Genomic DNA, 21,750 nt, shown 5'->3' on the forward strand with positions numbered 1-21,750 from the left:
AGACTAGTCGATCGGTCCGGTCGACTTAGCGTCTCTCAGCGGTTGCGCATCCGCCGCTCGGTGTCGGGCCGGAAGCCGTGGTCGATGCCCCACAGCACCGCCTCGGCCCGCCGACTCACACCGATCTTGCGGTAGGCCTTGCGGATGTGGGTCTTCACGGTGTTGATGCCGAGGTAGACGTGCCGGGCGATCTCGTCGTTGCTGTAGCCCTGGGTGATCAGGGCCAGGATCTCGGCCTCGCGGTCGGTCAGCCCGAGCTCGCGGCCCGGCCAGGCCCCGAAGTTCTCCTCCGACTCGTCGACGGCGGGCACGACCTGCTCGCCGGCGTGCACGCGCTCGATCAGGTCGACGAGCTCCTCGGCGGTGACCGACTTGGGGATGTAGCCGTTCACCCCGGTCTCCAACGCCCGCTTGACCAGCTCCGGCTCGACGTTCCAGCTGAACGCCACCACCCGGCCCGCCAGCCCGTGGGACAGCGCGTCGACGTCGATGCTGTCGGCCTGGATCTGGCCGAAGGTGTCGTAGAGCAGCACGTCGACGGGGGTGGCCAGCGGCATCCGGCTGTCCAGCTCGACGACCTCGACCCGGTCGGCGTACGGCGCCAGGGCGGCCGCGACCCCGGCGACCACCACGACGTAGTCGTTGGCGATGGCGATGCGGACCGGCTTGCTCATACGCCGCAGGATAGTCGGCGTCCCGGACGCACCCGTCAGCCGAGGCGGCGGGCCCGCTCCTCGTAGGCGGCGCGCGCGGCAGGGTCGGCCTCGGCCAGCACGCTGTCGGCCCGCGTGAGCCGGGCCATCGCGTCCTGGACGCGACGGGGCAGGACCTGCGTGGCCTTGGTCAGCCCCTGCGCCCAGCGGGGCACCCAGAGCTCGGCCCGCGGGCGGCGCAGCGCGGACTCGATCACCCGGGCCACGTCGTCGGCGCTCACCGGCCGCACCCCGCGGGCCGCGGGCACCCCTGCGGCCAGCTCGGTGCGCACGACCGTCGGCAGCACCATCGTGACGTCGATGCCGTACGGCGCCAGCTCGGCGCGGGTCGCCTCGCTGAAGCCCACGGCCGCGAACTTGGAGGCGGAGTACGTCGCGCCGTCCGCGACGGCGATCCGACCCACCGCGGAGGCCACGTTGACCAGGTGGCCGTGGCCGCGCTCGACCATCCCCGGCGCGACCGCCTTGGTGCCGTTGATCAGCCCGTGCAGGTTGACGTCGACGATGGCGCGCGCGACCTCGTCGGACTCCTTCAGCACCGACCCGAGGGGCATGATCCCGGCGTTGTTGACCAGCGCGTCGATCGGTCCGAGGACCGCCACCTCGCCGAGGAACTCACGCCAGGAGGCCGGGTCGGTCACGTCGAGCGCGGCGGCGCGGACCCGCCCGCCGTACGGCGCCGCGACCTCGCGGGCCAGGTCGGCGTCCCGGTCGCCGACGGCGACCCGCGCGCCGCGCCGGGCCAGTCGCTCGACGGTCGCCCGGCCGATGCCGCGCGCTCCTCCGGTGACGACGACGGTCAGGGACGCGATCTCGCGGGTCATCCGGGGATCCTCTCGGTGGCGGGGCGCCGCTGCAGGTCGATGGGCTGGCCGTCGGACGGGAACGGCAGGGAGTGGTTGTCGATCGGCGGCTGGTAGCCGGGGGCGACCCGCCACTGGTGGTGGCGGAGCAGGTGGTGCATGGCCGCCTTGACCTCGGCCCCGGCGAAGTGCAGCCCGAGGCACTTGTGGACCCCGCCCCCGAAGGGCTCCCAGGCGAACCGGTGGGAGCGGTCCTCGCGCCGGTCCTCGGCGAACCGCTCCGGGTCGAACGCCGTGGGGTCGCTCCAGAGCTCCGGCATCAGGTGCGAGTACTGCGGGGTCACGACGACGGTGGTGCCCGCCGGGATCCGCACGTCCAGCACCACCGTGTCGCGGACGGTACGACGGACCACGACGGGGACGGGGGCTCGCAGGCGCAGGCTCTCGCGCATCACCAGGTCGAGCGCGGTCAGCCCGTCGAGTCCCGCCAGGTCGGGTCGCGGCCCGAGCGCCTCGGACTCGGCGCGGCAGCGCTCCTGCCACTCCGGGTGCTGCCCGAGCAGCTGGAGCATCGTCGAGAGGGTGATCGTCGACGTGTCGTGCGCCGCCATCATCAGGAAGACCATGTGGTCGACGACGTCCTGGTCGGTGAACCGGGCCCCCTCGTCGTCCTCGAGGTGGCACAGCTGGGAGAACAGGTCGTCGGTGCGCGTGGCCCGCTTGGCCGGCAGATAGTGACGCAGGAAGTCCTCCAGCACCCGACGGCCCCGGTGGGCCCGGCGCCACCGCGTGAAGGGCAGGTCGGCCCGGACGAGGGCACCGGCCGACTGCACGCACGCGACGAAGGCCCGGTTCACCCGCTCCATCTCCGCACGGGAGGTCTCCGTGGCCCCGCCCATGAAGACGTCGGCGGCGATGTCGAGGGTCAACTGCTTCACCGCGGGGTACGCCGCGAACGCCGGGCGGGGCTCCCAGTGCGCGGTCCCGGCGGCGATCGCGGGGCGCATGGCCGCGACGTAGGTCTCCAGCCGGTCCCGGGTGAAGGCCTGCTGCATGATCCGCCGGTGCGTGTGGTGCTCCTCGAAGTCGAGGAGCATCAGCCCGCGCCGGAAGAACGGCCCCACGAGCTCGGACCAGGCCGGGCCGTTGGCGAACGCCTTGTCGCGGTTGGTGAGCGCGACCTGGCAGGCGTCGGGCCCCAGCAGCACCACGGCGGTCCGGCCGAGCATCCGCATCGGCGCGACGGCGCCGTACTCCTCCGCGAGCCCGCGGAACAGCGCCATCGGGTCCCGGGCGTAGTCGAGGTGGCGTCCCAGGACGGGCAGACCGCGGTCCTCGCGCCGGACGGCGGGCAGTGCTCGAGAGGTCGTCATCTCCACGAGGATCATTCAGGAAGGACGTCCTGTCAACCTTCTCGCCAGGCCGCGCTGTGAGACCCTGGAGCCGTGGCGGTGCAGTCGGGGACCTATCGGGGCGTGAGCGCCGAGGACCGGGCCGCGGAACGGCGCGAGCGGCTCCTGGCGGCGACCCTGGCGGTCTGGGGCGCCCCGGGAGGGCGGGTCACCATGACCCGGGTCTGCGCCGAGGCCGGCCTGAGCGAGCGGTACTTCTACGAGAGCTTCCGCAACCTGGACGAGGCCCTCCTCGCCGTGCTCGACGCGATCGCCTCCGAGATCGAGTCCGTCGGTCTGGCCGCCGCCGAGGCCGCCGGGGACGAGCCGGAGGCGCGGGCCCGGGCCTCGATCGCGGCCTTCGTCGCACTGGTCGCGGACGACCCTCGCAAGGGCCGGGTCGCGATCATCGAGTCGGCCGGGATCGCCACCCTGCGACCCCGGCGGACCGCGCTGCTGCGCCACTTCGCCCACCGGCTCACCGAGGAGATCGAGGACCGGCACGGCCCCGAGGTCTGGGGCGGCGCCTCCGGCGAGGTCGCGGGCCTGCTGTTCATCGGAGGCACCGCCGAGCTGGTGACGGCCTGGCTCGACGGCGCCCTGGTCGTCACGCCCGAGCAGATCGTCGAGACCGCGACCGCGATGATGCTCGGCGCGCTGCGGTGACCGCGCCCACCGACCTCCTCGGCACCTGGGCGCTGGCCCGCGAGGTCGACGACCGACTGACCGGTGAGACCCGTCAGGTCGACGGCACGGCCACCCTCGAGCTGGTCGCCGACGACCACGTCCGGTGGCGCGAGGAGGGCACGATGCGCTGGACCGACCAGGCGGGCGCCGACCACGAGGTGCCGGTCACCCGCACCCTCGACGTACGACGAGGGGCCGCCGGCGAGTGGGTCGTGCACTTCGCCGACGGCCGGCCGTTCCACCCCTGGTCGGTCGGCGAGCAGGTCGACCACCCGTGCGCGCCCGACCACTACCGCGGCCGGATCGACATCGCCCCCGACCGGAGCGGGTGGACGGTCACCTGGCACAGCTCGGGCCCGGCGAAGGACTACGTCCTGCGGACCCGGCACACTGCGCTCAGCGCTGGTCGGGGCCCGACGCCTCAGGCCTGACCACCCGCGTCCGCCGGGTGGCGAAGCCGTGCTGGACGCCCCAGCCCACGGCCTGCGAGCGGCTGCCGACCCCCATCTTGCGGTAGGCGGTGCGGATGTAGGTCTTGACCGAGTTGATGCTCAGGTAGGACCGGTCCGCGATCTCCTGGTTGCTCAGCCCCTGGGTGATCAGCGCGACCACCTCGGCCTCGCGCGCGGTCAGCCCGTGCTCGCGGCCCGGCCACCCGCCGGCCACGACCTCGACCGGCCCGGGCCCGTCCGGAATCACGGTCTCCCCGCGGTGCACCCGCTCCAGCGCCTCGACGATCGCGAGGGCGCTGAGCCCCTTGGAGAGGTACGCCGACGCCCCTCGCTCCAGCGCACGCCGCACGAGGTTCGCGTCGGTGTTCCAGCTGAAGATCGCGACCCGCGCGTCGCTGCCGTGGACCAGGTCCTCCAGGTCCACCCCGTCGCCCTGCACCTGCCCGAAGGTGTCGTAGAGGATCACGTCGACCTCGCTGAGCACCGGCACGCCCGTGTCGAGCTCCACGACGGCGACCCGGTCGCCGTACGGCGCGATGAGGGAGGCGACCCCCGCGACCACGATCTCGTAGTCGTTCACCACGGCGACCCTGATCGCTCCCGGTCCGGACATGTGCGCATCCTACGTTCGTGGGCGCGCCTCCCGGACCGGACGACCCGACCGGACTAGAAAGGTGCCGGCCCCGCACTGTATGAGAGTGCGGGGCCTTCATCACCGCCGGTGGTACGCGTCGATCTCGCCGAGCACCCGCGTCTTCACGTCCTCCGGGGCGAACGACACGCGCACCGCCGTGCGAGCCAGGTCCGCGAGGCCGACCTCGTCGAGGCCCAGCAGGTCGGCGGCGATCTCGTACTCGCGGTTGAGCGACGTTCCGAACATCGGCGGGTCGTCGGAGTTGACCGTGACCGTCACGCCGGCGTCACGGAAGGCCCGGAGCGGGTGCTCGTCGAGGGTCGCCACGGCGCGGGTCGCGATGTTGGACGACGGGCAGACCTCGAGAGGTACGCCGGTCGCCGCGAGGTGCGCGAGCAGCTCGGGGTCCTGGGCGGCGGAGGTGCCGTGCCCGATCCGTTCGGCGCCGAGCACGCGGAGCGCGTCCCAGACCGTCCCCGGGCCGGTGGTCTCCCCCGCGTGCGGGACGGAGTGCAGCCCGGCGGCGCGGGCGGCCTCGAAGTGCGACTGGAACTGCGGCCGCGGCACCCCGATCTCGGGGCCGCCGAGCCCGAAGCCGACCAGGCCCTCGGTCGGGTGCTGCACGGCGTACTCGAGGGTCTTGTCGGCGGCCGGCAGCCCCGACTCCCCCGGGATGTCGTAGATCCAGCGCAGCACCAGCCCGAAGTCGCGCTCGGCAGCGACCCGCGCGTCCTCGATCGCCTCGGAGTAGGCCTCGATCGGCATGCCGACGCCCTCCTCGTGCGGGCGCACGGAGGTGTACGGCGTGCAGGTGAGCTCGGCGTACCGGAGCTGCTGCTCGGTGGCCATCTCGCGGGCCACCTCGTAGGTGAGGTAGCGGATGTCGTCGGGGGTGCGGATCAGCGCGACGACCGCGAGGTAGACCTCGATGAAGTGCGCGAAGTCGCGGAACTCGTAGAACGAGCGCAGCGCGTCGAGATCACTCGGCACCGTGCCGGGGTGGCGCTCGGCCAGCTCGCTGACGATCCGCGGCGAGGCTGACCCGACGTGGTGGACGTGCAGCTCGGCCTTCGGGAGGCCGCGGATGAAGTCGCTGAGGCTCACCCGCCGCAGCGTGTCAGCCGACCGCCTTCGCGAGCGAATTCGCGATGTCCTCCGAGCTGCCGCTGACCGGCTCGCCGTCGAGGAGCACGGACGGGGTGCCCTGCACCCCGGCGTCCTCGGCCGCCTTCGTGGCGTCGTCGACCCACCCCTGCGAGGTGACCTGCTCGATGCCGTCGCGGACGGCGTCCTCGTCGGCCCCGGCCTCGCCGGCCAGGCTGACCAGGGTGTCGTCGTCGAGGCCGTCCTCGCTGCCGGACGCCTCGTCGTAGTTCTCGAAGAGCAGGTCGTGGTAGGTCTTGGCGATGTCCGGGCCGGACTCGTCCAGCACCACCTTGAAGGCGTTCGCCGCGCGGACGGAGTACTGCGTGAGGAACGCGATCGGCCGGTACTCGACGCGGACGTCGCCGGCCTCCGCGGCCGCGGTCAGGTCGTCGCGGGTGCGCGACTCCAGATCGGCGCAGTGCACGCAGTGGAAGTCCTCGTAGACGATGACCTCGCGCGGCGCGCCCTCCGGGCCGATGGTCAGGCCGAACTCCGAGCCGGCCGCCGGGGCCGCGATGTCACCGCTGCTGTCGTTCGCCCGCATCCACAGGAAGCCGGCCACCACCGCGACCACGAGCACGCCGACGACGCCGCCCACCATCAGGTTGCGACGCCGGGCCTCCTGGCGCTGCTGCTCGCGGAGGGCGGCCGCCGCCCGCTCGCGGTTGGACTGGGCAGACTTCTTCGACATCGGGTCTCGCTTCGGGTCAGGCGGCGGTCGGGCGGAACAGCACGGAGTCCAGGGACAGGCGGGTTCGCGGCCACCGGACGAGGAACAGCGAGGCGAGCAGCAGGGCGGCGTCGCGGGCGATCTCCCAGGGGTACGCCGCCTCGGCGCCGGGGTCGTAGCCGCCCCCGCCGAAGCAGCCGCAGTCGATCTGCAGGCCACGGGCCCAGGCACTCGCGATGCCGATGATGAACACCACGAACAGCAGCGCCGACAGCACCGCCGCGCCGCGGGTCAGCACCCCCACCACGAGCGCGAAGCCGACGACGACCTCGAGCACCGGCAGCAGGTAGCCGACCGGCTCGACCAGGCTCTCCGGCAGCAGCTCGTAGGCGCGCACGGCCTGCACGCTCTGGTAGGAGTCGCCGAGCTTCAGCGCGCCGGCCCAGATCCAGACGCCACCTGTCACCAGTCGCGCCACCAGGCCGAGCCACTCCCTCACAGGTGGAGCCTAGGGCCCCTCCCTGAGTCCTTTCTAAGAGCCCAAGGTCCTCGAACGTCGGGACCTGGGGGCGGTCACGACTAGGGTTGCGCCTCGTGAACGAGAGACTGGTCTGGATCGACTGCGAGATGACGGGCCTCGACCTCGGGGCGGACGCCCTGATCGAGGTCGCGGCCCTGGTCACCGACTTCGACCTGAACGTCCTCGGCGACGGCGTGGACATCATCATCAAGCCCCCCGCCGAGGCGCTCGACCAGATGGGCGACTTCGTGCGCACGATGCACGAGAAGTCCGGCCTGCTGGCCGAGCTCGAGCACGGCGTCACCATGGCCGAGGCCGAGGAGCGGACGCTGGCCTACATCAAGGAGCACTGCCCCGACGGCAGCCGGCCCCCGCTGGCCGGCAACACCGTGGCCACCGATCGCTCCTTCCTGGCCCGCGACATGAGCACCCTCGAGCAGTTCCTGCACTACCGGATCGTCGACGTCTCCTCGATCAAGGAGCTGTCGCGCCGCTGGTTCCCGCGGGCCTACTTCCAGGCGCCGGCCAAGCGCGGCAACCACCGCGCCCTCGCCGACATCCAGGAGAGCATCGAGGAGCTGCGCTACTACCGGGAGGCGGTCTTCCAGGCCTCCCCGGGCCCCGACAGCGACACCGCCCGGGCGATCGCGGCCAAGCACGGCGGCTCGATCACCGGGCTCACCGGTCCCGATTCCACCTCCACGGACTGATTCCTCTAGACTCCTCTCCGGTCCCGGCCCCGTCCGGATGACCATGGTGGGTATAGCTCAGCTGGTAGAGCGCTGCCTTGTGGTGGCAGATGTCGCGGGTTCGAGTCCCGTTACTCACCCCAGCGTGATCGAGCCCCCGACCCGGACCGGGTCGGGGGCTCGATGCGTCTGACGGGTCAGGCCGACCGGCGCAGCTCCTGTACGTCGCGCAGACCCGCGACGACCAGCTCGACGACCTCCCGAGAACCGACACCCAGGATGGCGGCGGCGTCGGTGCGGCAGAACGCGAGCCTCGTCATCAGGAGCGAGGCGACGATGCTGCGTCGTGCGGGATCCCCGTCGACCAGGACGTCGCAGACGGCCGCCATCAGCCGGAGTCCGTCGTCCGCCGGCGAGGATGGGCCGCGCTCCCCCACCACGCGGCGGAGACCCTGCACCAACGCCTGCTCCGCCCGGGCCGGGTCACCGGTGACCGCGACGGCGAGCCCGTAGGCCTCGACTCCTGCTGCGTCGTACAGGGTCGACGCTCGTTCCGCGATCTTCATGGCCCCCCGGCTCATCTGTGACATTTGAGTGAGGAGGTACCCACCCGCGGCCATCTCGCACGCGAACCCTCAGTCGACGACGACGTCGCCGAGCGCGTCACGCACGGCGGCCTCGACGCCGGCCATCGAGGTGCCCTCGGCGACCACGACGACCGCCGTACGGGTGACGGCGGGGGCGTCGAACGTCTCGTGGACGACGGCCAGCGCCTCCCCGACCTCGCGGGCCGGGTCGTCGCACTCGCCGCGCAGCCAGCGGCGCAGCACCCGGTTGTGGGCGGCGACCACGGCCGCCGCGGTGACCTCGGCGCGCAGCTCGGCGGCCTCGGAGCCGTCGCCCCAGGCGCTGAGGTAGCGGCGGAAGAGGCGCTGGTAGCGGGCGCCGCTCACCAGCTCCCGCTCGCGCAGGCTGGGGACCGACGAGGTGAGCCGGTAGCGCTCGCGGGCCCGGTCGCCCTCGTCGACGTAGTGGACCAGGACGGCCCGGACGGCATCGGTGACGGCGAGCAGCGCGGAGTCCTCGTGAGAGCTGCGCAGCCGGCGCTCCACCTGCTCCAGCATCTCGTCGTGGTCGGGGAAGACCACGGCCTCCTTGGAGCCGTACTGGCGGAAGAAGGTGCTGCGGCTGATCCCGGCCGCGCTCGCGATCTCGTCGACCGAGGTGGCGTCGTACCCGCGCTCGGCGAAGAGCCGGAAGGCCGCGGCTCGGATGTCGGGGGTCTCGCTCACAGGGTCAGTGTGGCGGATGGGGGTGACCGATGGGACTGAGTGTCATACAGTGATTCCAGATTCCATGCGAAGGGATTATCGATGACGCTCGTCTCTCCCGAGGCACGACGTGACAGCACGACCTGGGTCACCAGCACTCCGCACCTGCAGCCGGCCGGCCCGGGCGGGCGGATGCCGTGGGGCACCCGGCACGCCCGGGTGAACACGGAGCCGTGGACCGCCTGCGGGCTGCCCGCGGCGACCTGGAAGGTCTTTTGGCACCTGCCGTTCGAGACGACGGGCGCCCAGGCCTGCCGGGGCTGCGTGGACGAGGTGCTGCGGGTGCGGGTCGAGGGTCGCGCGCGCGGCTGAGCCTCCTCAGGAGTCGAAGCCGAGGCCGAGGCGGTCGAGCAGACGCAGCCACGGGTGACGGCGTCCGGTGCGATCCTCGCGGGCCAGCGCCCAGCGCGTCAGGTTGATGCCGACCCAGGCCAGCGGCTCGGGTGGGAAGGGCAGCGGCCGGCGGCGGACCATCCGCAGCCGGGTGCGCTCGGTCGGGCGACCGTCGAGCAGGTCGAGCAGCACGTCGGCAGCGAAGCGCGACGCGCCCACGCCGAGGCCGGTGAACCCGGCGGCGTAGGCCGTGCGGCCGCGGTGCGCCGTACCGAAGAAGGCGCAGAAGCGCGTGCAGGTGTCGATGACGCCGGCCCAGCGGTGGGTGAACCGGATGCCGGCGAGCTGGGGGAAGGTGGCTGCGAAGTTGCGCTCCAGGACGTCGTACGTCGCCGCACGGTCCTCGTGGGCGGGATCGATGGAGCGGCCGTAGTGGTAGATCGCGTCGTAGCCGCCCCACAGGATCCGGCGGTCGGGCGTGACGCGGTAGTAGTGGAACTGGTTGCCCGAGTCGGAGATGCCGACCGCGGGGTCCCAGCGGATCTCGGCGAGCTGCTCCTCGGTAAGCGGCTCGGTGGCCAGCACGTAGTCGTAGACCGGCACGGTGGCGTAGCGGAGCCGGCGCAGCGGGCCCGGGAACACGTTGGTCGCCAGCACGACGTGGCGGGCCCGGACCGTCGCGCCCTCCGTGGTCGCGACGACCCCGCGGCCGCTGCGCTCGAGGGCCAGCAGGCGGGTGCCCTCCGCCAGCACCGCGCCCTGCCGCTCGGCGGCCCCGGCCAGGCCCCAGGCCAGCCGGGCCGGGTCGACCAGCGCGCACTCGTCGGGCGTGTGCCGGCCCGCGAGGTAGGTCGGCGAGTCGACCAGCGCGCGGACGGCCGCCTCGTCGAGGAACCCGGGCGTGCCGGGTTCGAGGTGCTCGACCTCGTGGGGCCGGGTCGCGACCGCGAGCGAGCCGCCGCGGACGAAGCCGCAGTCGATCCCGTAGCGGGCCACCGTCTCCTCGATCGCGTCGAGGTTGCGCAGGCCCAGCTCGTGCAGGGCGTCGTACTCGTCGGGCCAGCGGGTGCGACCGTTGCTCTCGCCGTGGGTCAGGCTGGCCTCGCAGAACCCGCCGTTGCGGCCGGTGGCGTGCTCGGCGATCCGGTCGGCCTCGACCAGCAGCACCCGGGTCCCGGGGTTCCGCTCGACCGCGCGCAGCGCCGTCCAGAGCCCGGTGAACCCGCCGCCCACCACCAGCAGATCGACCTCGTGCTCGCCCGCGAGGGGCGGGCGCGCGGCGGGCCGCAGCGAGGTGTCGAGCCAGAGCGGGAGGGTGGTGGGCACGCACTCAGCCTAGTGGGGTACGACGGAATCAGTCTCTTCAGCAGCTCGGGACGACTGATTCCTGCCTTCAGGACGGCTAGCGCCGACGCACTCGGAAGGTCAGCGAGGTTCGCCCATCGTCGTACCCCGGAGTGCGAGCGACGATCGAGACGCTCACCCGAGCGCCGACCAGGGCCCTCGTGAGCCGCAGCCGGGGGCCGGTGCCGGCCAGGGTCCGACCACCCACCTTCCACAGGTAGTCGATCCGGCCGGGCCTGGTCGACCAGGTGCCGGGCACGACGCGCACGACCCGTCCGACCTTCGGGGTCCCGCTCAGGCGCGGTCGTCGTACGACGGACGGGGCGGCGCCGGGACGCACCAGCAGGGCGTTCGCGGAGCGGACGGTCCGGGAACCCCGCGGATCGGTCGCGGTCACCTCGACCGCGATCCGGCGCCCCAGCAGAGCGGGGCCGATCGACAGTGTCACGCCGTGCTGGCCACGAACGGGTCGGCCGTCGGCGAGCCACGTGTAGGCGATCGCGTCCGGCGTCGGCTGCCAGGTCCCGGGCGAGGCTCTCAGGACGGTCCCTACGCGGCCGGTCCCGGAGAGCCTGGGCGGCACCACGAACCTCGGCGGCTCGGCACTCTCCTGCACGGTCACCGACTCGCTAAACGCCGTGGCCGACAGCTTCCCCGCCGAGGCAGTCACCTGCAGCCGAATCTGTCCGCCGACATGCTCCGGCAGCACCGTCAGGGTGCGCCCGACACCGATCAGCTCGCTCCCGATCATCCAGCGGATCTCGTACGACGTCGCCGCCGGCGACCAGATCCCCGGGTTCGCGTCGAGGACCGCGCCCGGGCGTGCCACCCCGCTGATGGACGGCAGGACGTCGGCGACGAGGCTCTCCTGGGGACAGGTGCCGTGCTGGCAGGCGAGCGAGGCCTCCACCTCCACCCGCGACGGACCGTCGGATCTCGTCACCAGGATCGATCGGGACGGCGCCCCCTCCGGCATCCATCCGTCATGCGCGCAGTCCCAGTTGCTCGACTCAACCCAGGTGCACGAGGTGCCGCCCCAGTGGTTGCCGAAGAGCCGCTCCACCCCGTGCACCTGGACGCCCGGACTGAGCTGCAGCCGGAAGTCCCGCTTGGGGAGACGTAGGCACAGCGCGGTTCGGCCGGCACTCAGGACGGCGGAGATGTCGGTCCCCTCGTCCGGGACAGTGACACAGCTCGGACTCGGCACCCCGTTCCGCTCCGCTGAGAAGGCGGCGAGCTCGTAGTCGGCCGTCGTGGACTGGAACCCGCGATCACGCACCACCACGTGGTAAGCCGTCTGTCCGGTCATCGCACAGAGCTCGAACCCGTTGTCCCCGCATGCCTGCCCGGCGTTGCCGGTGATCAGAGTGGCTACGTCCTCGTCGAGGCCGTGGAGGTCGAAGACCACGCGGTCCTCGGCTGTCGCTGCGACCCTCCAGCAGTCCAGTGCGACGTACGACGCCAGCCGGCCGACCGCGGCGGGACCTCCGGCGGGGGTCAGGTCGGCCGACAAGCACGAGGCGTCACCCCCGCGTGGCCTCCGCACGACGCGCCAGCTCCCGGCCTGCCCGTCCCCCTTGACGACCACGGTCGTACTAGGGCTGGCGGGCTCGCTGATCCGACAGTAGGCGGTTCCGGTGACACCGGCCTTGCCCTCCGTCTTGCAGGCACCGGGGAAGGCGTCGCGGACCTCCAAGGACGCGGTGCCCACACCGTCTCGACGCTCGAACGCGAAGATCGTCTCGTTCACCAACTCGTCGCGCGGGACCGCGAGACAGGCGGCGAACCGTCCCTCGGGCATCACGACGTCAGCGCCCGCGTCGCTGCCGAAAGGTCCGCCCGGCAGAGGGCGACAGCCGGTGGGATCGTCCAGTCGGAGAACGGACATGCGGCTGGCAGCGTCGTCGCCGTCACGAACGGCGTAGAACGGGCCGGGGCCGGTCAGAACGCAGGCCCGGGTCGTGAACGTCTGGCAGACCACCGCCCCGGTCGAGTCGAGCACCCGTCCGTACTCGCTGGTGGCCGCACGCAGCGGCTGCACACCGAGCACCGCCGCACCCCCTGGCCGGTCGAGGGTCGCGCACGCCGCCGACCGCATCCCGGCCGGGATCGTCCACACGGCGCCGGGATCGTTCGCGAGAGGTGGGCACCCCACCTCGTCCAGGCGTCGCAGGACGACCGGGAGCTCCGGATCGAAGTCGCGCGTGACCAACAGGTACGTCTGATCCCCGGTGAGGACGCAGCCCGCACCGCCCGTCCGACACACCTCCCGGCCGAGCGCGTCGACGACCAGGCGCTCTCGATCGTCCCCGCCGTCGACGACATGGACGCCCGGGGTGTCGGCGACCAAGACCCGACACCCCATCTCGTCAGAGGTCGATCCCGGGTCGTCGGCCGTCGTCGGGGCGATCACCGGACAAGCCTCGTGGTGGGTCACGCTACGCACGGCGAGCCGAGGAGCGCGGAGCGGCGACCAGTCGGTGTCGGTCCCGTGCCACGACAGCAGCCGGTAGGGCCCCTCGCCCTCCAGACGGCACACCTCGGGTGCGGTGCCGGGTCCGCAGGCATCCTGCCCATCGGGGCCCGCGATCCGCAGCTTCCAGGGATAGGACTCCTCGGGAAGGAACAGCACGTCTCCGGCCCGGGCACCTACCTCGCGGCAGTCGACCGCGTACAGCGACTCGACCGGACGGAAGGTCGCGCTCGACCAGCCGAGCGGGACGGAGGGGCACTCCTCGCCCGCGTCCGCAAGGGGGGTGAGTGAGGCGATCGTCGTCACCGATGAGAGGTACGAGCGGTTGGTCACCATCAGCGCCACCTCGGCCTCGGTGACGTCGCAGGCCTCCTCCCGCCCGGTGCAGATCACCGATCCGTCGGCGGACCTCAGCTCGACCCGCCGACGATCGTCGGCGCGGACGGCCACCGGTCCCGGGCGGCCGACGGTTCCTCGCCAGCAAGCGGTGGACCGCGCTCCCAACTCCACCCGGTCGGTCTCAGCCGGCTCTTGCACCAGTGCCGTCACCCGGAGGTCTCGGCACCCGAGCGGGTCGGAGAGCCGCAGCACGTGGCCGCGGTAGCTCGTGTCCCAGTTCGGGCCGTTGGACGATCGCACCGCGAGCCGGTAGGGCGCGACGCCCCCGAGCGTGCACTCCGCGACATCGGCGCTGTCGGTCCGGGACAGGTCGCAGCGGGTGACCTCGGCGGCGTCGAGGATCGTCCAGCGCGGCGAGTCGACGCCGTGGTCGGCCAGGCGGACGACGTCGCCGGCGACGAACGGCAGCGTCCAGCACGACCCGCCCACCGCCGTCCTGCCGGTCATCTCGGGCGCGTCGAACGACACGTCCTGGAGCGACAGGTTGCCGCAGGCGGGGTTCTCCGAAGCGGACGCTGCGGGCACACCCGCCAAGGCACCGATGACGATCGCCACGATCAGAACGAGGCCGAGCACGCGGCGAGGGCGTCGATGCGACATGGGTATCTCCCGAGACGGCTGCCGCGCGTGGGGCCCGCGCGGTCGCCGTTTTCTATCAGCCCAGCCACGCTGCCGTCGGACGAATGATGAAGTTCGCCAATACCTGACTAAAGTCAGACACATGTCCGACGCCACCGCGGTCCTGCGCCGCTTCAACCGCAGCTATACCCAGCGCATCGGCGCGCTCGACGACTCGTTCCTCGGACTCGGGCTCCCCCTCGGGGCGATGCGGGTGCTCTTCGAGACCGGCGACGGGTGCGGCGCCCAGGAGCTGCGCGAGCGGCTGGGGCTGGACTCGGGCTACCTGAGCCGAGTGCTGCGACAGCTCGAGGACCGGGGACTGGTGGCAGTGGAGGCCGACCCGGCCGACCGGCGCCGTCGTACGGTCACGCCGACGACGGCGGGTCGTCGTACCCTCCGGACGCTGGACGACCGTTCGGAGGAGCTCGCGGAGCGGCTGATCGCGCCGCTCACGGAGCGGCAGCGGGACCGGCTGACGGACGCGCTCGCCACCGCCGACCTGCTGGTCCGGGCCGCGACCGTCTCGCTCGACCCGGTCGACCCCGCCTCTCCCCCGGCCCGGCACGCGATGGGTCGCTACTTCGACGAGCTCGACCGGAGATTCCCCGGTGGGTTCGACCCCGGCCCGGTCGACGACGTCTCCTCGATGACCGCCGCCCGCGGCGGGACCTTCGCGGTGGCCCTCAGCGACGGCGTCCCGGTGGCTGCCGGGGGCGTCCAGCGGATCGGCGAGGGCGTCGGCGAGATCAAGCGGATGTGGGTCGACGACGCGTGGCGCGGCGCAGGGCTCGGGTCGCGGGTGCTGCGGCACCTCGAGGCCGAGGTCGTGCGGCTCGGGTACGACGTCGTCCGCCTCGACACCAACCGGTCACTGGGCGAGGCGGTCGCGATGTACGCCCGCGCGGGCTACCGCGAGATCGAGCGCTACAACGACAACCCGTACGCCGAGGCGTTCTTCGAGAAGGTGCTCGGCTGAGTCAGCACCAGTAGTGCTGACTCGGCCCCCTACTTCTGCTGACTCGGCAGGACGGAGAGGTAGGCGTCCCGGGTGAGGAAGGCCAGCTGGGCCGGCTTGGTCGACAGCTCGACGACCGGGCCGAGCTCGAAGCCGAGGCGGGTGACCAGGGCGACGGCCTTGTCGTTCCGGGCGTCGGGCTCCACCACCAACCGTCGTACGGCGGGGTCGGTGAAGACCCGGTCGAGGAGGAACGCGGTCACGGCGGCGGTGAACCCGGGCTGAGCGACGGTCGCCTCGGCGAGCATGAAGTGGACGCCGAGGTCGCCGGGCTGCACGTCGTAGAGGCTGCCGATCTCCTCGGCGGTGGGCTCGTAGTCCTGGTAGAGCGCGACCGGCTCGCCGTCACGGCGCACGAGCCAGACGTGGTGGGTGGGCTGCTCGTCGAGCCAGGTGTAGATCTCGCGGACCTCCTCCAGCGTGCGCTCCTGCATCATCCAGAAGCGGGCGCGGTCAGCGACCACCCAGGCGTGCAGGAGCTCGCTGTCGCGGGCGGGGTCGAAGCGGTCGACGGTCAAGTTCACAGGTCCTCCGAGAGCTGGTCCCAGTCGGTGACGACGGGCGCGAGCTCGCCGGCGACCCAGAGCGGGAGCTGGTCGTGGTGGTGGGGGTCGCGGGGGTCGGCGTGCGCGCCGAGCGGGACGACCCAGCCGGACGCCGAGCGGTCGGCGAGGTCCCAGACGTAGCGGGCGACCGAGCCCCGGTAGCAGGCGTCGGTCAGGCCGGGCACGGAGCCGGTGCAGCGTACGCAGTCGGTGTCGCCGGAGACGGGCATCGGCGGCACCGGCGGCGGGTCCAGGTCCACGCTGGCGACGTCGAAGGCGTGCGCGGGCGTGACGACGTGCGTCGCGCCCCAGGTCGCGGGGTGGCCGGCGGCGTCCTCGAGCGCCGCGGCGGCGTGCGCCCGCAGGTCGATCCCGTACGGCGAGCCCGCGTCGGCGAGCGTCTCGAGGGCGAGCCCGATGCGGCCCGCCGCGTCGAGCCAGGGGGCGAAGACCCGGTCGTGCCGCTCCTCGAGCAGCGGCGCGAAGACCGGCTCGGCGGCCAGCCGCACCACCAGCGCGCTGCGCCAGGCCGCGAACGCCGCCGCCCCGACCGAGGTGGCGTCCATCCGCCCGTCCCAGTCGAGGATCTCGCTCCGCACGACCGCACCCGGGCCGCCGGCGTCGACCGAGCGGACCAGCTCGCGCAGGGCGAGCGCCGGCAGCGACAGCGTGTCGTTGTGGAACGCCGCGAAGTCGTCCGGCGCCAGGTCGGTGCGCCCGTCGAGCAGGGCGTGCAGCCGCTGCGCCCGGTGGGGCGGCGCGAACCCGGTGCCGATCGGGTCGCTCTCGGCGCCGCGTCGCTCGTTGGCGGTGACGACGTGCCCGTCGGCAGGTACGACGTGCCGCGGCAGTCCGGTCAGCCACCCGCGCCAGACGGCGTCCGGCGAGGCGGCGTCGACGATGCCGCGCCGGTTCGCGTCGTCGCGCACCGGCACCCGGCCGGCCACCCGGTAGCGGACCGCGCCCGTCGTGTCGGCGACGACCACGTTGTTGACCGGCTCGACCCAGCCGTCGAGCGCGCGGTCGACGTCGTCGACGGTGCGGGCGCGCAGGAGCGGCAGCAGCGTGTCGAAGCCCAGGTCGCCGAGGACGATCGACGCGGCCCGCACCGACAGTCCCCGGCCCTCGGCGGACCCACCCTCGAAGACCGGTCCCCGCTCGGTCACGACGACCTCGACGTGCTCGTCGTCCGCCCCGGCGACGGCCACCGTCTCCACGTGGGCGGCCGCGGGGACCCAGCCGTCGGGGCCGAGCGCCTCCACCCCGTCCGGGGTACGACGCAGCCGCTCGTCGTGGACGTCCTGGTAGTCGGCCATCGCGTTGGTGATCGCCCAGGCCACCCCGCCGGCGTGCGCGAAGTGCTGGATGCCGGGGACCCCCGGGAAGGCGAAGCCGACCACGTCGAACGTGTCGTCGGGGTCCTCGCAGGCCAGCCGCACCTGCTGGTAGACGCCGGGCGACTCGATCACGCGGTGCGGGTCGCCGCCGATCAGCGGGAGCCCGCTCGCGGTGCGGCCCCCGCCGGCCGCCCAGGCGTTGCTGCCGCTGGTGTGCGGTCCCTCGTGGGAGAGCAGCGAGGCGTCGGCGCCGAGCACCTCGCGGGCGCGGTGCGACCACAGCTTGCCGGGCAGGCTGGCGAAGAGCAGGTGCTGGGCGAGGAACACCGCGAGCGGCGTCCAGTCCTCCCACGGCTCCGCGACGATCCCGACGCGGTCGAACTCGGGCGCGTCGGAGTGCAGGCCCGCGTTGACGCCCGCGACGTAGGACGCCAGGAACGCGCGGGTCTCCGCGGACAGGCCGGCGTGGGCGCGACGGGCGGTGGCGGCGATCGTCGTACGACGGGCGAGGCGGTCCCACGCCAGCGCGTGCGGGCCGAACACCGCCGCGGTCGTGCCGGTCGCGCGGCGGCGGAGGAACTCCAGCTGCCAGGCCCGGTCGCGAGCGGTGACCTCGCCCTGGGCGAAGGCCAGGGCGGCCACCGAGAAGGCCCGCACGTGCGGGACGCCCTGCGCGTCGCGGAAGATCCGAGCCTCCATAGTTAGGTGACCCTAACCCACGTCGCTCACGTGACGACCGGCAGCCGCACGTGGAAGGTCGTGCCCTCCCCCGCCTCCGAGGTCACCGCCACCGAGCCGCCGTGCTTCTCCACGATGCCGCGCACGATCGAGAGCCCGAGCCCGCTGCCCTGGATGGCGTTCTTCTGGGCCAGCTCGGAGCGGAAGAAGCGGGTGAAGAGCTTCGGCTGCTCGCTGACGGGGATGCCGATGCCGGTGTCCGCGACGTCGAGCTGCGCGAAGTCGCCGAGCACCGCGAGGCCGACCGCCACCCGGCCGCCGTCGGGCGTGAACTTGACCGCGTTGCCGACCAGGTTCACCACCACCCGCTCCATCAGGTCGCGATCGCCCAGGAACGGGACCGGCTCCTCCGGCAGGTCGAGGCCCATCTGCAGCCGGCGCGACTTCAGCACCGGCAGCACGACGGCGTACCCGGCCTCGACGACCGAGCGCAGGTCGAAGGCCCGCTCGCCCGACAGCCCCGAGTCCTGCACCCGCGAGAGGGTCAGCAGGTCGTCGATCAGCCCGAGCAGCCGGTCGCTGTTGCTCGAGACCCGGCGTACGGCGTCGCGCTGCAGCGGCGAGAGGTCGCCGTACGAGCCGTCCTCGAGCATCTCGAGGTAGCCCAGGATGCTGGTGATCGGGGTGCGCAGCTCGTGGCTGACGCTGGAGACGAAGGCGTCCTTGACCGCGTCGACCTCGCGCAGCCGCTGGACCGCCTCCTCCAGCGCGTTCTGGGTGTGCAGGCGCTCCGTGACGTCCTCGGACGTGCTGACGTAGCCGATGACGTGGCCGCGCTCGTCGGCGATCTGCGAGAGCGTCATCGCGTGACTGCGCTCCTCGCCGTCCTTGCGCAGGAAGCCCATCTCGGTCGCGACCAGGTCGCGGTCCATGATCGCGCGCGCCACCGAGGCGTGGTCGGGGTCGACGCCGAGCTCGTCGGCCTTGCGGGCGATCGACTCCTCGGAGTGGAACATCCGGGTCGGCAGGCCGAGGACCTCCTCGCGGGAGTACCCGAGCAGCCGCTCGGCACCCGGGTTGAAGAGGGTGATCCGGCCCAGGTCGTCGGTGCCGATGATGGCGACGCCCTGGGTCCCGTCGACGACGTTGCGCATCCGGTCACGCTCGGCGGCCGCGTCGCGCGCGGTCACGAGATGGACGCCCGCGCGCAGCATCAGCGGGACGACGATGAAGGCGCAGGTGGCGGCGTACGTCGCCAGCACGATCCCGCGGGCGTCGACGGACATGCCGTACTCGCTCGGGACGTCGGCGAACGGACCCCAGCCGACGGTGGTCATCCCGATCGCGAACGCCAGCACCGCGACCATCTGCAGCAGCGCCTCGAACGGCGCCATCCGGAACGCGCTCCAGGCCAGGATCGGCACGGCCAGGAAGACCAGGCTCGGGAAGTCGTGGGGCAGGAAGACCAGCGGCGTCACCACCGCGATCGAGATCCACTGGAGCACCCGCTCCAGGGGGCCCGCCGACGGCCCGTGGTCGGGCAGCAGGGCGAAGAGCGGGATCACGCAGAGCTGGCTCGCGAGGTGGGCGGTGCCGAGCGCGAGGGCCACCGTCCCCGGCCGTCCCCAGTCGGCGAGCGCGGCCGTGACCAGTCCGGTCACCGCCGCGACGGCCCCGCCCACGATCGAGGCCAGGAAGTAGATCCGCAGGTCGAGGTCGGAGCGCAGGGTCAGCGGACCCGGGCGGCCGCGCTTGAGGATCCACCGCACGACCGCGGTCTCGACGGCGATGCCGACGGCGTACCCCGCGGCGACGCCGGTCGGTCGGTTGACCGTGATCTCGACGAACGCGAGGAGCCCGACGGCGAGGATCACCAGCGGGACCTGGCGCCCGCGCGCGAGCAGTGCCGCTCCGGTCGCCAGGCCGACCGGCCAGATGCCGATCACCCGGCCGTCGTCGGGGGCGCCCCAGACCGCGGCGGCGCCGAAGAGTCCGACGGCCACGACCAGCAGTGCGACACGCACTCCTGAGGACCGAGTCACTGCCACCCTCCCGAGCGCGATAAGACGCCTCGATCCAAACACATCCCACCCCGGGGCGCGGCGCTCATTTTGACGGTTCGACGCGCTGGGCTGGTCAGGTGGGCTAGTCATCTACGGTGGGCCGGTGACATCGGACACCAGCACCAGCAGTCGGCGACAGTACGACGTGGTCGTCGTCGGCGGCGGCCACAACGGCCTCGTCTCCGCGGCCTACCTCTCGCGAGCCGGACTCTCGGTGCTCGTCCTCGAGCGGCTCGACCACACGGGCGGCGCCGCGGTCTCCGCCCAGGCGTTCGCGGGCCACGACACCCGGCTCTCGCGCTACTCCTACCTGGTCTCGCTGATGCCCCAGCGACTGATGGCCGACCTCGGCCTCGACGTCGCGCTGGCCTCGCGCACCACGGCGTCGTACACCCCCTGGGTCCGTGACGGCGTCCACGGCGGCCTGCTGGTCGAGAGACCGGAGGGCAAGAAGACCCGCAAGTCGTTCGCGAAGCTGACCGGCTCCGACGAGGAGTACGACGCCTGGACCCGCTTCTACGAGGGCGTCGGCGGCCTCGCCGAGGTGGTCGCCCCGACCCTGCTCGACCCGCTGCCCACCGAGCGCGACATCCGCGACCGCGTCGACCCCGAGATCTGGCGCGACGTGGTCGAGCGGCCGCTCGGCGCCGCGATCGAGGAGCGGTTCCGCGACGACCTGGTGCGCGGCGTGGTCGGCACCGACGCGTTGATCGGCACCTTCGCCTCGCTGCACGACCCGTCGCTGATCCAGAACCGCTGCTTTCTCTACCACCTGGTCGGCAACGGCACCGGGGAGTGGCGGGTGCCGGTCGGCGGCATGGGCGCGGTCACCGACGCACTCGCGCGATCGGCTGTCGAGGGCGGCGCCGAGATCCTCACCTCGGCCGGGGTCAGCGCGATCCGCACCTCCCCCTCCGGGGACGGCGAGGCCGAGGTCACGTGGGACGCCGACGGCCGCTCGCACACCGTCGAGGCGCGCTTCGTCCTCGCGAACGTCGCCCCGTGGGTGCTCGGCATCCTGCTCGGCGGCGACGAGGACCCGGCGGCCAAGCCGGTCGGTGCGCAGCTGAAGATCAACTTCCTCCTCGACCGGCTGCCCGAGCTCCGGTCCGGGCGCAACCCGGAGGTCGCCTTCGCCGGCACCCTCCACCTGGCCGAGGAGCTCAGCACCCTGGAGACGGCGTACGCCGAGGCCGCCGCCGGTCGGGTCCCGTCGGTGCTGCCCGGCGAGGTCTACTGCCACTCGCTGACCGACCCCTCGATCCTCGGCCCGTCCGGCGAGGGACGGCACACGCTGACCTACTTCGGCCTGCACACCCCCGCGACCCTCTTCGACGCCGACCCGGGCACCGCCAAGGCGAGCGCCGTCGCCCGCGCCATCGCCTCGCTCAACGAGCACCTGGTCGAGCCGATCGAGAGCTGCGTGTCCCGCGACGCGAACGGCAACCCCTGCATCGAGGCCAAGATCCCGCAGGAGATCGAGGCGGATCTGGCCATGCCGGGCGGCCACATCTTCCACGGCGACCTGGAGTGGCCCTGGGCCCCCAACCGCTCCCGTCTCGACACCCCGGCCCAGCAGTGGGGCGTGCAGACCGGCCTGGACGCCGTACTCCTCTGCGGGTCCGGGGCCCGGCGCGGCGGCGCCGTCTCGGGCATCGGCGGCCACAACGCGGCCCAGGCGGTCCTGGCCTCCCGCTGAGATGTCACGGCGATTTTTCCCCACTGCCGCGCGCTGGTACTGTTCTTCTCGCTTCACCGGGCGCCATTAGCTCAATTGGCAGAGCAGCTGACTCTTAATCAGCGGGTTCGGGGTTCAAGTCCCTGATGGCGTACAGATCAAGCCCCTGACCAGCGGAAACGCTGGTCGGGGGCTTTTTCGTGGGCGGCCAACTGCCCAGAAAGTGCC

At 72.8% G+C, this 21,750-nt stretch carries 20 protein-coding genes and 2 tRNA genes; 8 read left to right on the forward strand and 14 right to left on the reverse strand.

From position 1 onward, the window contains the following. Positions 1-35: 35 nt before the first annotated feature. The 3 genes from BLT76_RS15055 to BLT76_RS15065 are packed head-to-tail and all read right to left on the reverse strand — an operon-like array spanning position 36 to position 2,889. Positions 36-674, reverse strand: a complete 639-nt coding sequence (locus BLT76_RS15055) for a response regulator transcription factor (RefSeq protein ID WP_090857704.1) — start codon at positions 672-674, stop codon at positions 36-38. A gap of 35 nt (positions 675-709) precedes the next feature. Then, positions 710-1,537 carry an SDR family oxidoreductase gene (locus BLT76_RS15060; protein WP_090857707.1) on the reverse strand — a complete coding sequence of 276 codons (828 nt, stop codon included), beginning with the start codon at positions 1,535-1,537 and terminating at the stop codon, positions 710-712. Continuing rightward, the gene (locus BLT76_RS15065) at positions 1,534-2,889 is read right to left on the reverse strand and encodes a cytochrome P450 (protein ID WP_170867078.1); all 1,356 of its coding nucleotides are present in this window, start codon (positions 2,887-2,889) and stop codon (positions 1,534-1,536) included. Before BLT76_RS15065 ends, BLT76_RS15060 begins: the two co-directional genes overlap by 4 nt. 72 nt (positions 2,890-2,961) lie before the next feature. Here BLT76_RS15065 and BLT76_RS15070 point away from each other — a divergent pair, with 72 nt between their 5' ends. Together BLT76_RS15070 and BLT76_RS15075 are read left to right on the forward strand one after the other, a co-directional pair. Further along, complete coding sequence (locus BLT76_RS15070) at positions 2,962-3,573, forward strand: TetR/AcrR family transcriptional regulator (protein WP_090857714.1); 612 nt, start codon at positions 2,962-2,964, stop codon at positions 3,571-3,573. Beyond that, on the forward strand, positions 3,570-4,025 hold the full coding sequence (locus BLT76_RS15075; RefSeq protein WP_090857717.1) for a DUF6314 family protein: 456 nt from the start codon (positions 3,570-3,572) through the stop codon (positions 4,023-4,025). Before BLT76_RS15070 ends, BLT76_RS15075 begins: the two co-directional genes overlap by 4 nt. Here BLT76_RS15075 and BLT76_RS15080 read toward each other — a convergent pair. The 4 genes from BLT76_RS15080 to BLT76_RS15095 all read right to left on the reverse strand — a co-directional run bounded on the left by BLT76_RS15080 (position 3,991) and on the right by BLT76_RS15095 (position 6,995). Beyond that, entirely contained in the window at positions 3,991-4,659 is a 669-nt protein-coding gene (locus BLT76_RS15080) for a response regulator transcription factor (RefSeq protein WP_090857721.1), read from the reverse strand. The genes BLT76_RS15075 and BLT76_RS15080 overlap by 35 nt on opposite strands. A gap of 99 nt (positions 4,660-4,758) precedes the next feature. Further along, the gene (locus tag BLT76_RS15085; RefSeq protein WP_179714436.1) at positions 4,759-5,784 is read right to left on the reverse strand and encodes an adenosine deaminase; all 1,026 of its coding nucleotides are present in this window, start codon (positions 5,782-5,784) and stop codon (positions 4,759-4,761) included. 13 nt (positions 5,785-5,797) lie between these two features. Next, the gene (locus BLT76_RS15090; RefSeq protein WP_090857727.1) at positions 5,798-6,517 is read right to left on the reverse strand and encodes a DsbA family protein; all 720 of its coding nucleotides are present in this window, start codon (positions 6,515-6,517) and stop codon (positions 5,798-5,800) included. Between the two features lie 16 nt (positions 6,518-6,533). Then, entirely contained in the window at positions 6,534-6,995 is a 462-nt protein-coding gene (locus BLT76_RS15095) for a MauE/DoxX family redox-associated membrane protein (RefSeq protein WP_090857730.1), read from the reverse strand. 95 nt (positions 6,996-7,090) lie between these two features. Here BLT76_RS15095 and orn point away from each other — a divergent pair, with 95 nt between their 5' ends. Beyond that, complete coding sequence (gene orn / locus BLT76_RS15100; RefSeq protein WP_090857733.1) at positions 7,091-7,726, forward strand: oligoribonuclease; 636 nt, start codon at positions 7,091-7,093, stop codon at positions 7,724-7,726. A gap of 46 nt (positions 7,727-7,772) precedes the next feature. Next, positions 7,773-7,848 (forward strand) — tRNA-His (locus BLT76_RS15105). Positions 7,849-7,902: 54 nt separating this feature from the next. Here BLT76_RS15105 and BLT76_RS15110 read toward each other — a convergent pair. After that, positions 7,903-8,286: a hypothetical protein gene (locus BLT76_RS15110; protein ID WP_139175548.1), complete on the reverse strand. Its 384-nt coding sequence runs from the start codon at positions 8,284-8,286 to the stop codon at positions 7,903-7,905. Between the two features lie 54 nt (positions 8,287-8,340). Beyond that, positions 8,341-8,997, reverse strand: coding sequence for a TetR/AcrR family transcriptional regulator (locus BLT76_RS15115; RefSeq protein ID WP_090857739.1), 657 nt, complete (start codon positions 8,995-8,997; stop codon positions 8,341-8,343). A gap of 81 nt (positions 8,998-9,078) precedes the next feature. Here BLT76_RS15115 and BLT76_RS15120 point away from each other — a divergent pair, with 81 nt between their 5' ends. Further along, complete coding sequence (locus tag BLT76_RS15120) at positions 9,079-9,348, forward strand: hypothetical protein (RefSeq protein ID WP_090857743.1); 270 nt, start codon at positions 9,079-9,081, stop codon at positions 9,346-9,348. A 6-nt stretch (positions 9,349-9,354) separates the two neighbouring features. Here the strand turns inward: BLT76_RS15120 and BLT76_RS15125 are convergent, their stop codons facing one another. Continuing rightward, complete coding sequence (locus tag BLT76_RS15125) at positions 9,355-10,695, reverse strand: NAD(P)/FAD-dependent oxidoreductase (RefSeq protein WP_090857746.1); 1,341 nt, start codon at positions 10,693-10,695, stop codon at positions 9,355-9,357. Between the two features lie 76 nt (positions 10,696-10,771). Then, entirely contained in the window at positions 10,772-14,161 is a 3,390-nt protein-coding gene (locus tag BLT76_RS15130; protein WP_090857748.1) for a LolA-like protein, read from the reverse strand. Positions 14,162-14,306: 145 nt separating this feature from the next. On the opposite strand from BLT76_RS15130, the gene BLT76_RS15135 reads away from it, so the two are divergent. Further along, the gene (locus tag BLT76_RS15135) at positions 14,307-15,182 is read left to right on the forward strand and encodes a bifunctional helix-turn-helix transcriptional regulator/GNAT family N-acetyltransferase (RefSeq protein WP_090857751.1); all 876 of its coding nucleotides are present in this window, start codon (positions 14,307-14,309) and stop codon (positions 15,180-15,182) included. Positions 15,183-15,211: 29 nt separating this feature from the next. On the opposite strand, the gene BLT76_RS15140 is transcribed toward BLT76_RS15135, so the two are convergent. The 3 genes from BLT76_RS15140 to BLT76_RS15150 are packed head-to-tail and all read right to left on the reverse strand — an operon-like array spanning position 15,212 to position 19,805. Then, positions 15,212-15,739: a GNAT family N-acetyltransferase gene (locus BLT76_RS15140; protein ID WP_170867079.1), complete on the reverse strand. Its 528-nt coding sequence runs from the start codon at positions 15,737-15,739 to the stop codon at positions 15,212-15,214. Positions 15,740-15,741: 2 nt separating this feature from the next. Beyond that, complete coding sequence (locus tag BLT76_RS15145) at positions 15,742-17,802, reverse strand: penicillin acylase family protein (protein ID WP_090857754.1); 2,061 nt, start codon at positions 17,800-17,802, stop codon at positions 15,742-15,744. Positions 17,803-17,828: 26 nt separating this feature from the next. Beyond that, a complete protein-coding gene (locus tag BLT76_RS15150; RefSeq protein ID WP_090857757.1) occupies positions 17,829-19,805 on the reverse strand; it encodes a sensor histidine kinase in 1,977 nt (658 codons plus the stop codon). A 142-nt stretch (positions 19,806-19,947) separates the two neighbouring features. On the opposite strand from BLT76_RS15150, the gene BLT76_RS15155 reads away from it, so the two are divergent. Both BLT76_RS15155 and BLT76_RS15160 read left to right on the forward strand, forming a co-directional pair. Next, positions 19,948-21,543 (forward strand): phytoene desaturase family protein, encoded by a 1,596-nt coding sequence (locus BLT76_RS15155; RefSeq protein WP_244509423.1) that lies wholly within the window; start codon positions 19,948-19,950, stop codon positions 21,541-21,543. A 60-nt stretch (positions 21,544-21,603) separates the two neighbouring features. Then, a tRNA-Lys gene (locus BLT76_RS15160) sits at positions 21,604-21,676 on the forward strand. Positions 21,677-21,750 lie beyond the last annotated feature (74 nt).

It is taken from the genome of Nocardioides lianchengensis, from assembly GCF_900101465.1.
GTDB classification, from domain to species: Bacteria; Actinomycetota; Actinomycetes; order Propionibacteriales; family Nocardioidaceae; genus Nocardioides; species Nocardioides lianchengensis.

Bases quoted from the DNA above. Each gene is read 5' to 3' on its own strand.
- BLT76_RS15090 (WP_090857727.1), bottom strand. From the start codon at position 6,517: ATGTCGAAGAAGTCTGCCCAGTCCAACCGCGAGCGGGCGGCGGCCGCC.
- BLT76_RS15145 (WP_090857754.1), bottom strand. From the start codon at position 17,802: ATGGAGGCTCGGATCTTCCGCGACGCGCAGGGCGTCCCGCACGTGCGG.
- BLT76_RS15135 (WP_090857751.1), top strand. From the start codon at position 14,307: ATGTCCGACGCCACCGCGGTCCTGCGCCGCTTCAACCGCAGCTATACC.
- BLT76_RS15120 (WP_090857743.1), top strand. From the start codon at position 9,079: ATGACGCTCGTCTCTCCCGAGGCACGACGTGACAGCACGACCTGGGTC.
- BLT76_RS15080 (WP_090857721.1), bottom strand. From the start codon at position 4,659: ATGTCCGGACCGGGAGCGATCAGGGTCGCCGTGGTGAACGACTACGAG.
- BLT76_RS15060 (WP_090857707.1), bottom strand. From the start codon at position 1,537: ATGACCCGCGAGATCGCGTCCCTGACCGTCGTCGTCACCGGAGGAGCG.
- BLT76_RS15110 (WP_139175548.1), bottom strand. From the start codon at position 8,286: ATGAGCCGGGGGGCCATGAAGATCGCGGAACGAGCGTCGACCCTGTAC.
- BLT76_RS15055 (WP_090857704.1), bottom strand. From the start codon at position 674: ATGAGCAAGCCGGTCCGCATCGCCATCGCCAACGACTACGTCGTGGTG.
- BLT76_RS15065 (WP_170867078.1), bottom strand. From the start codon at position 2,889: ATGACGACCTCTCGAGCACTGCCCGCCGTCCGGCGCGAGGACCGCGGT.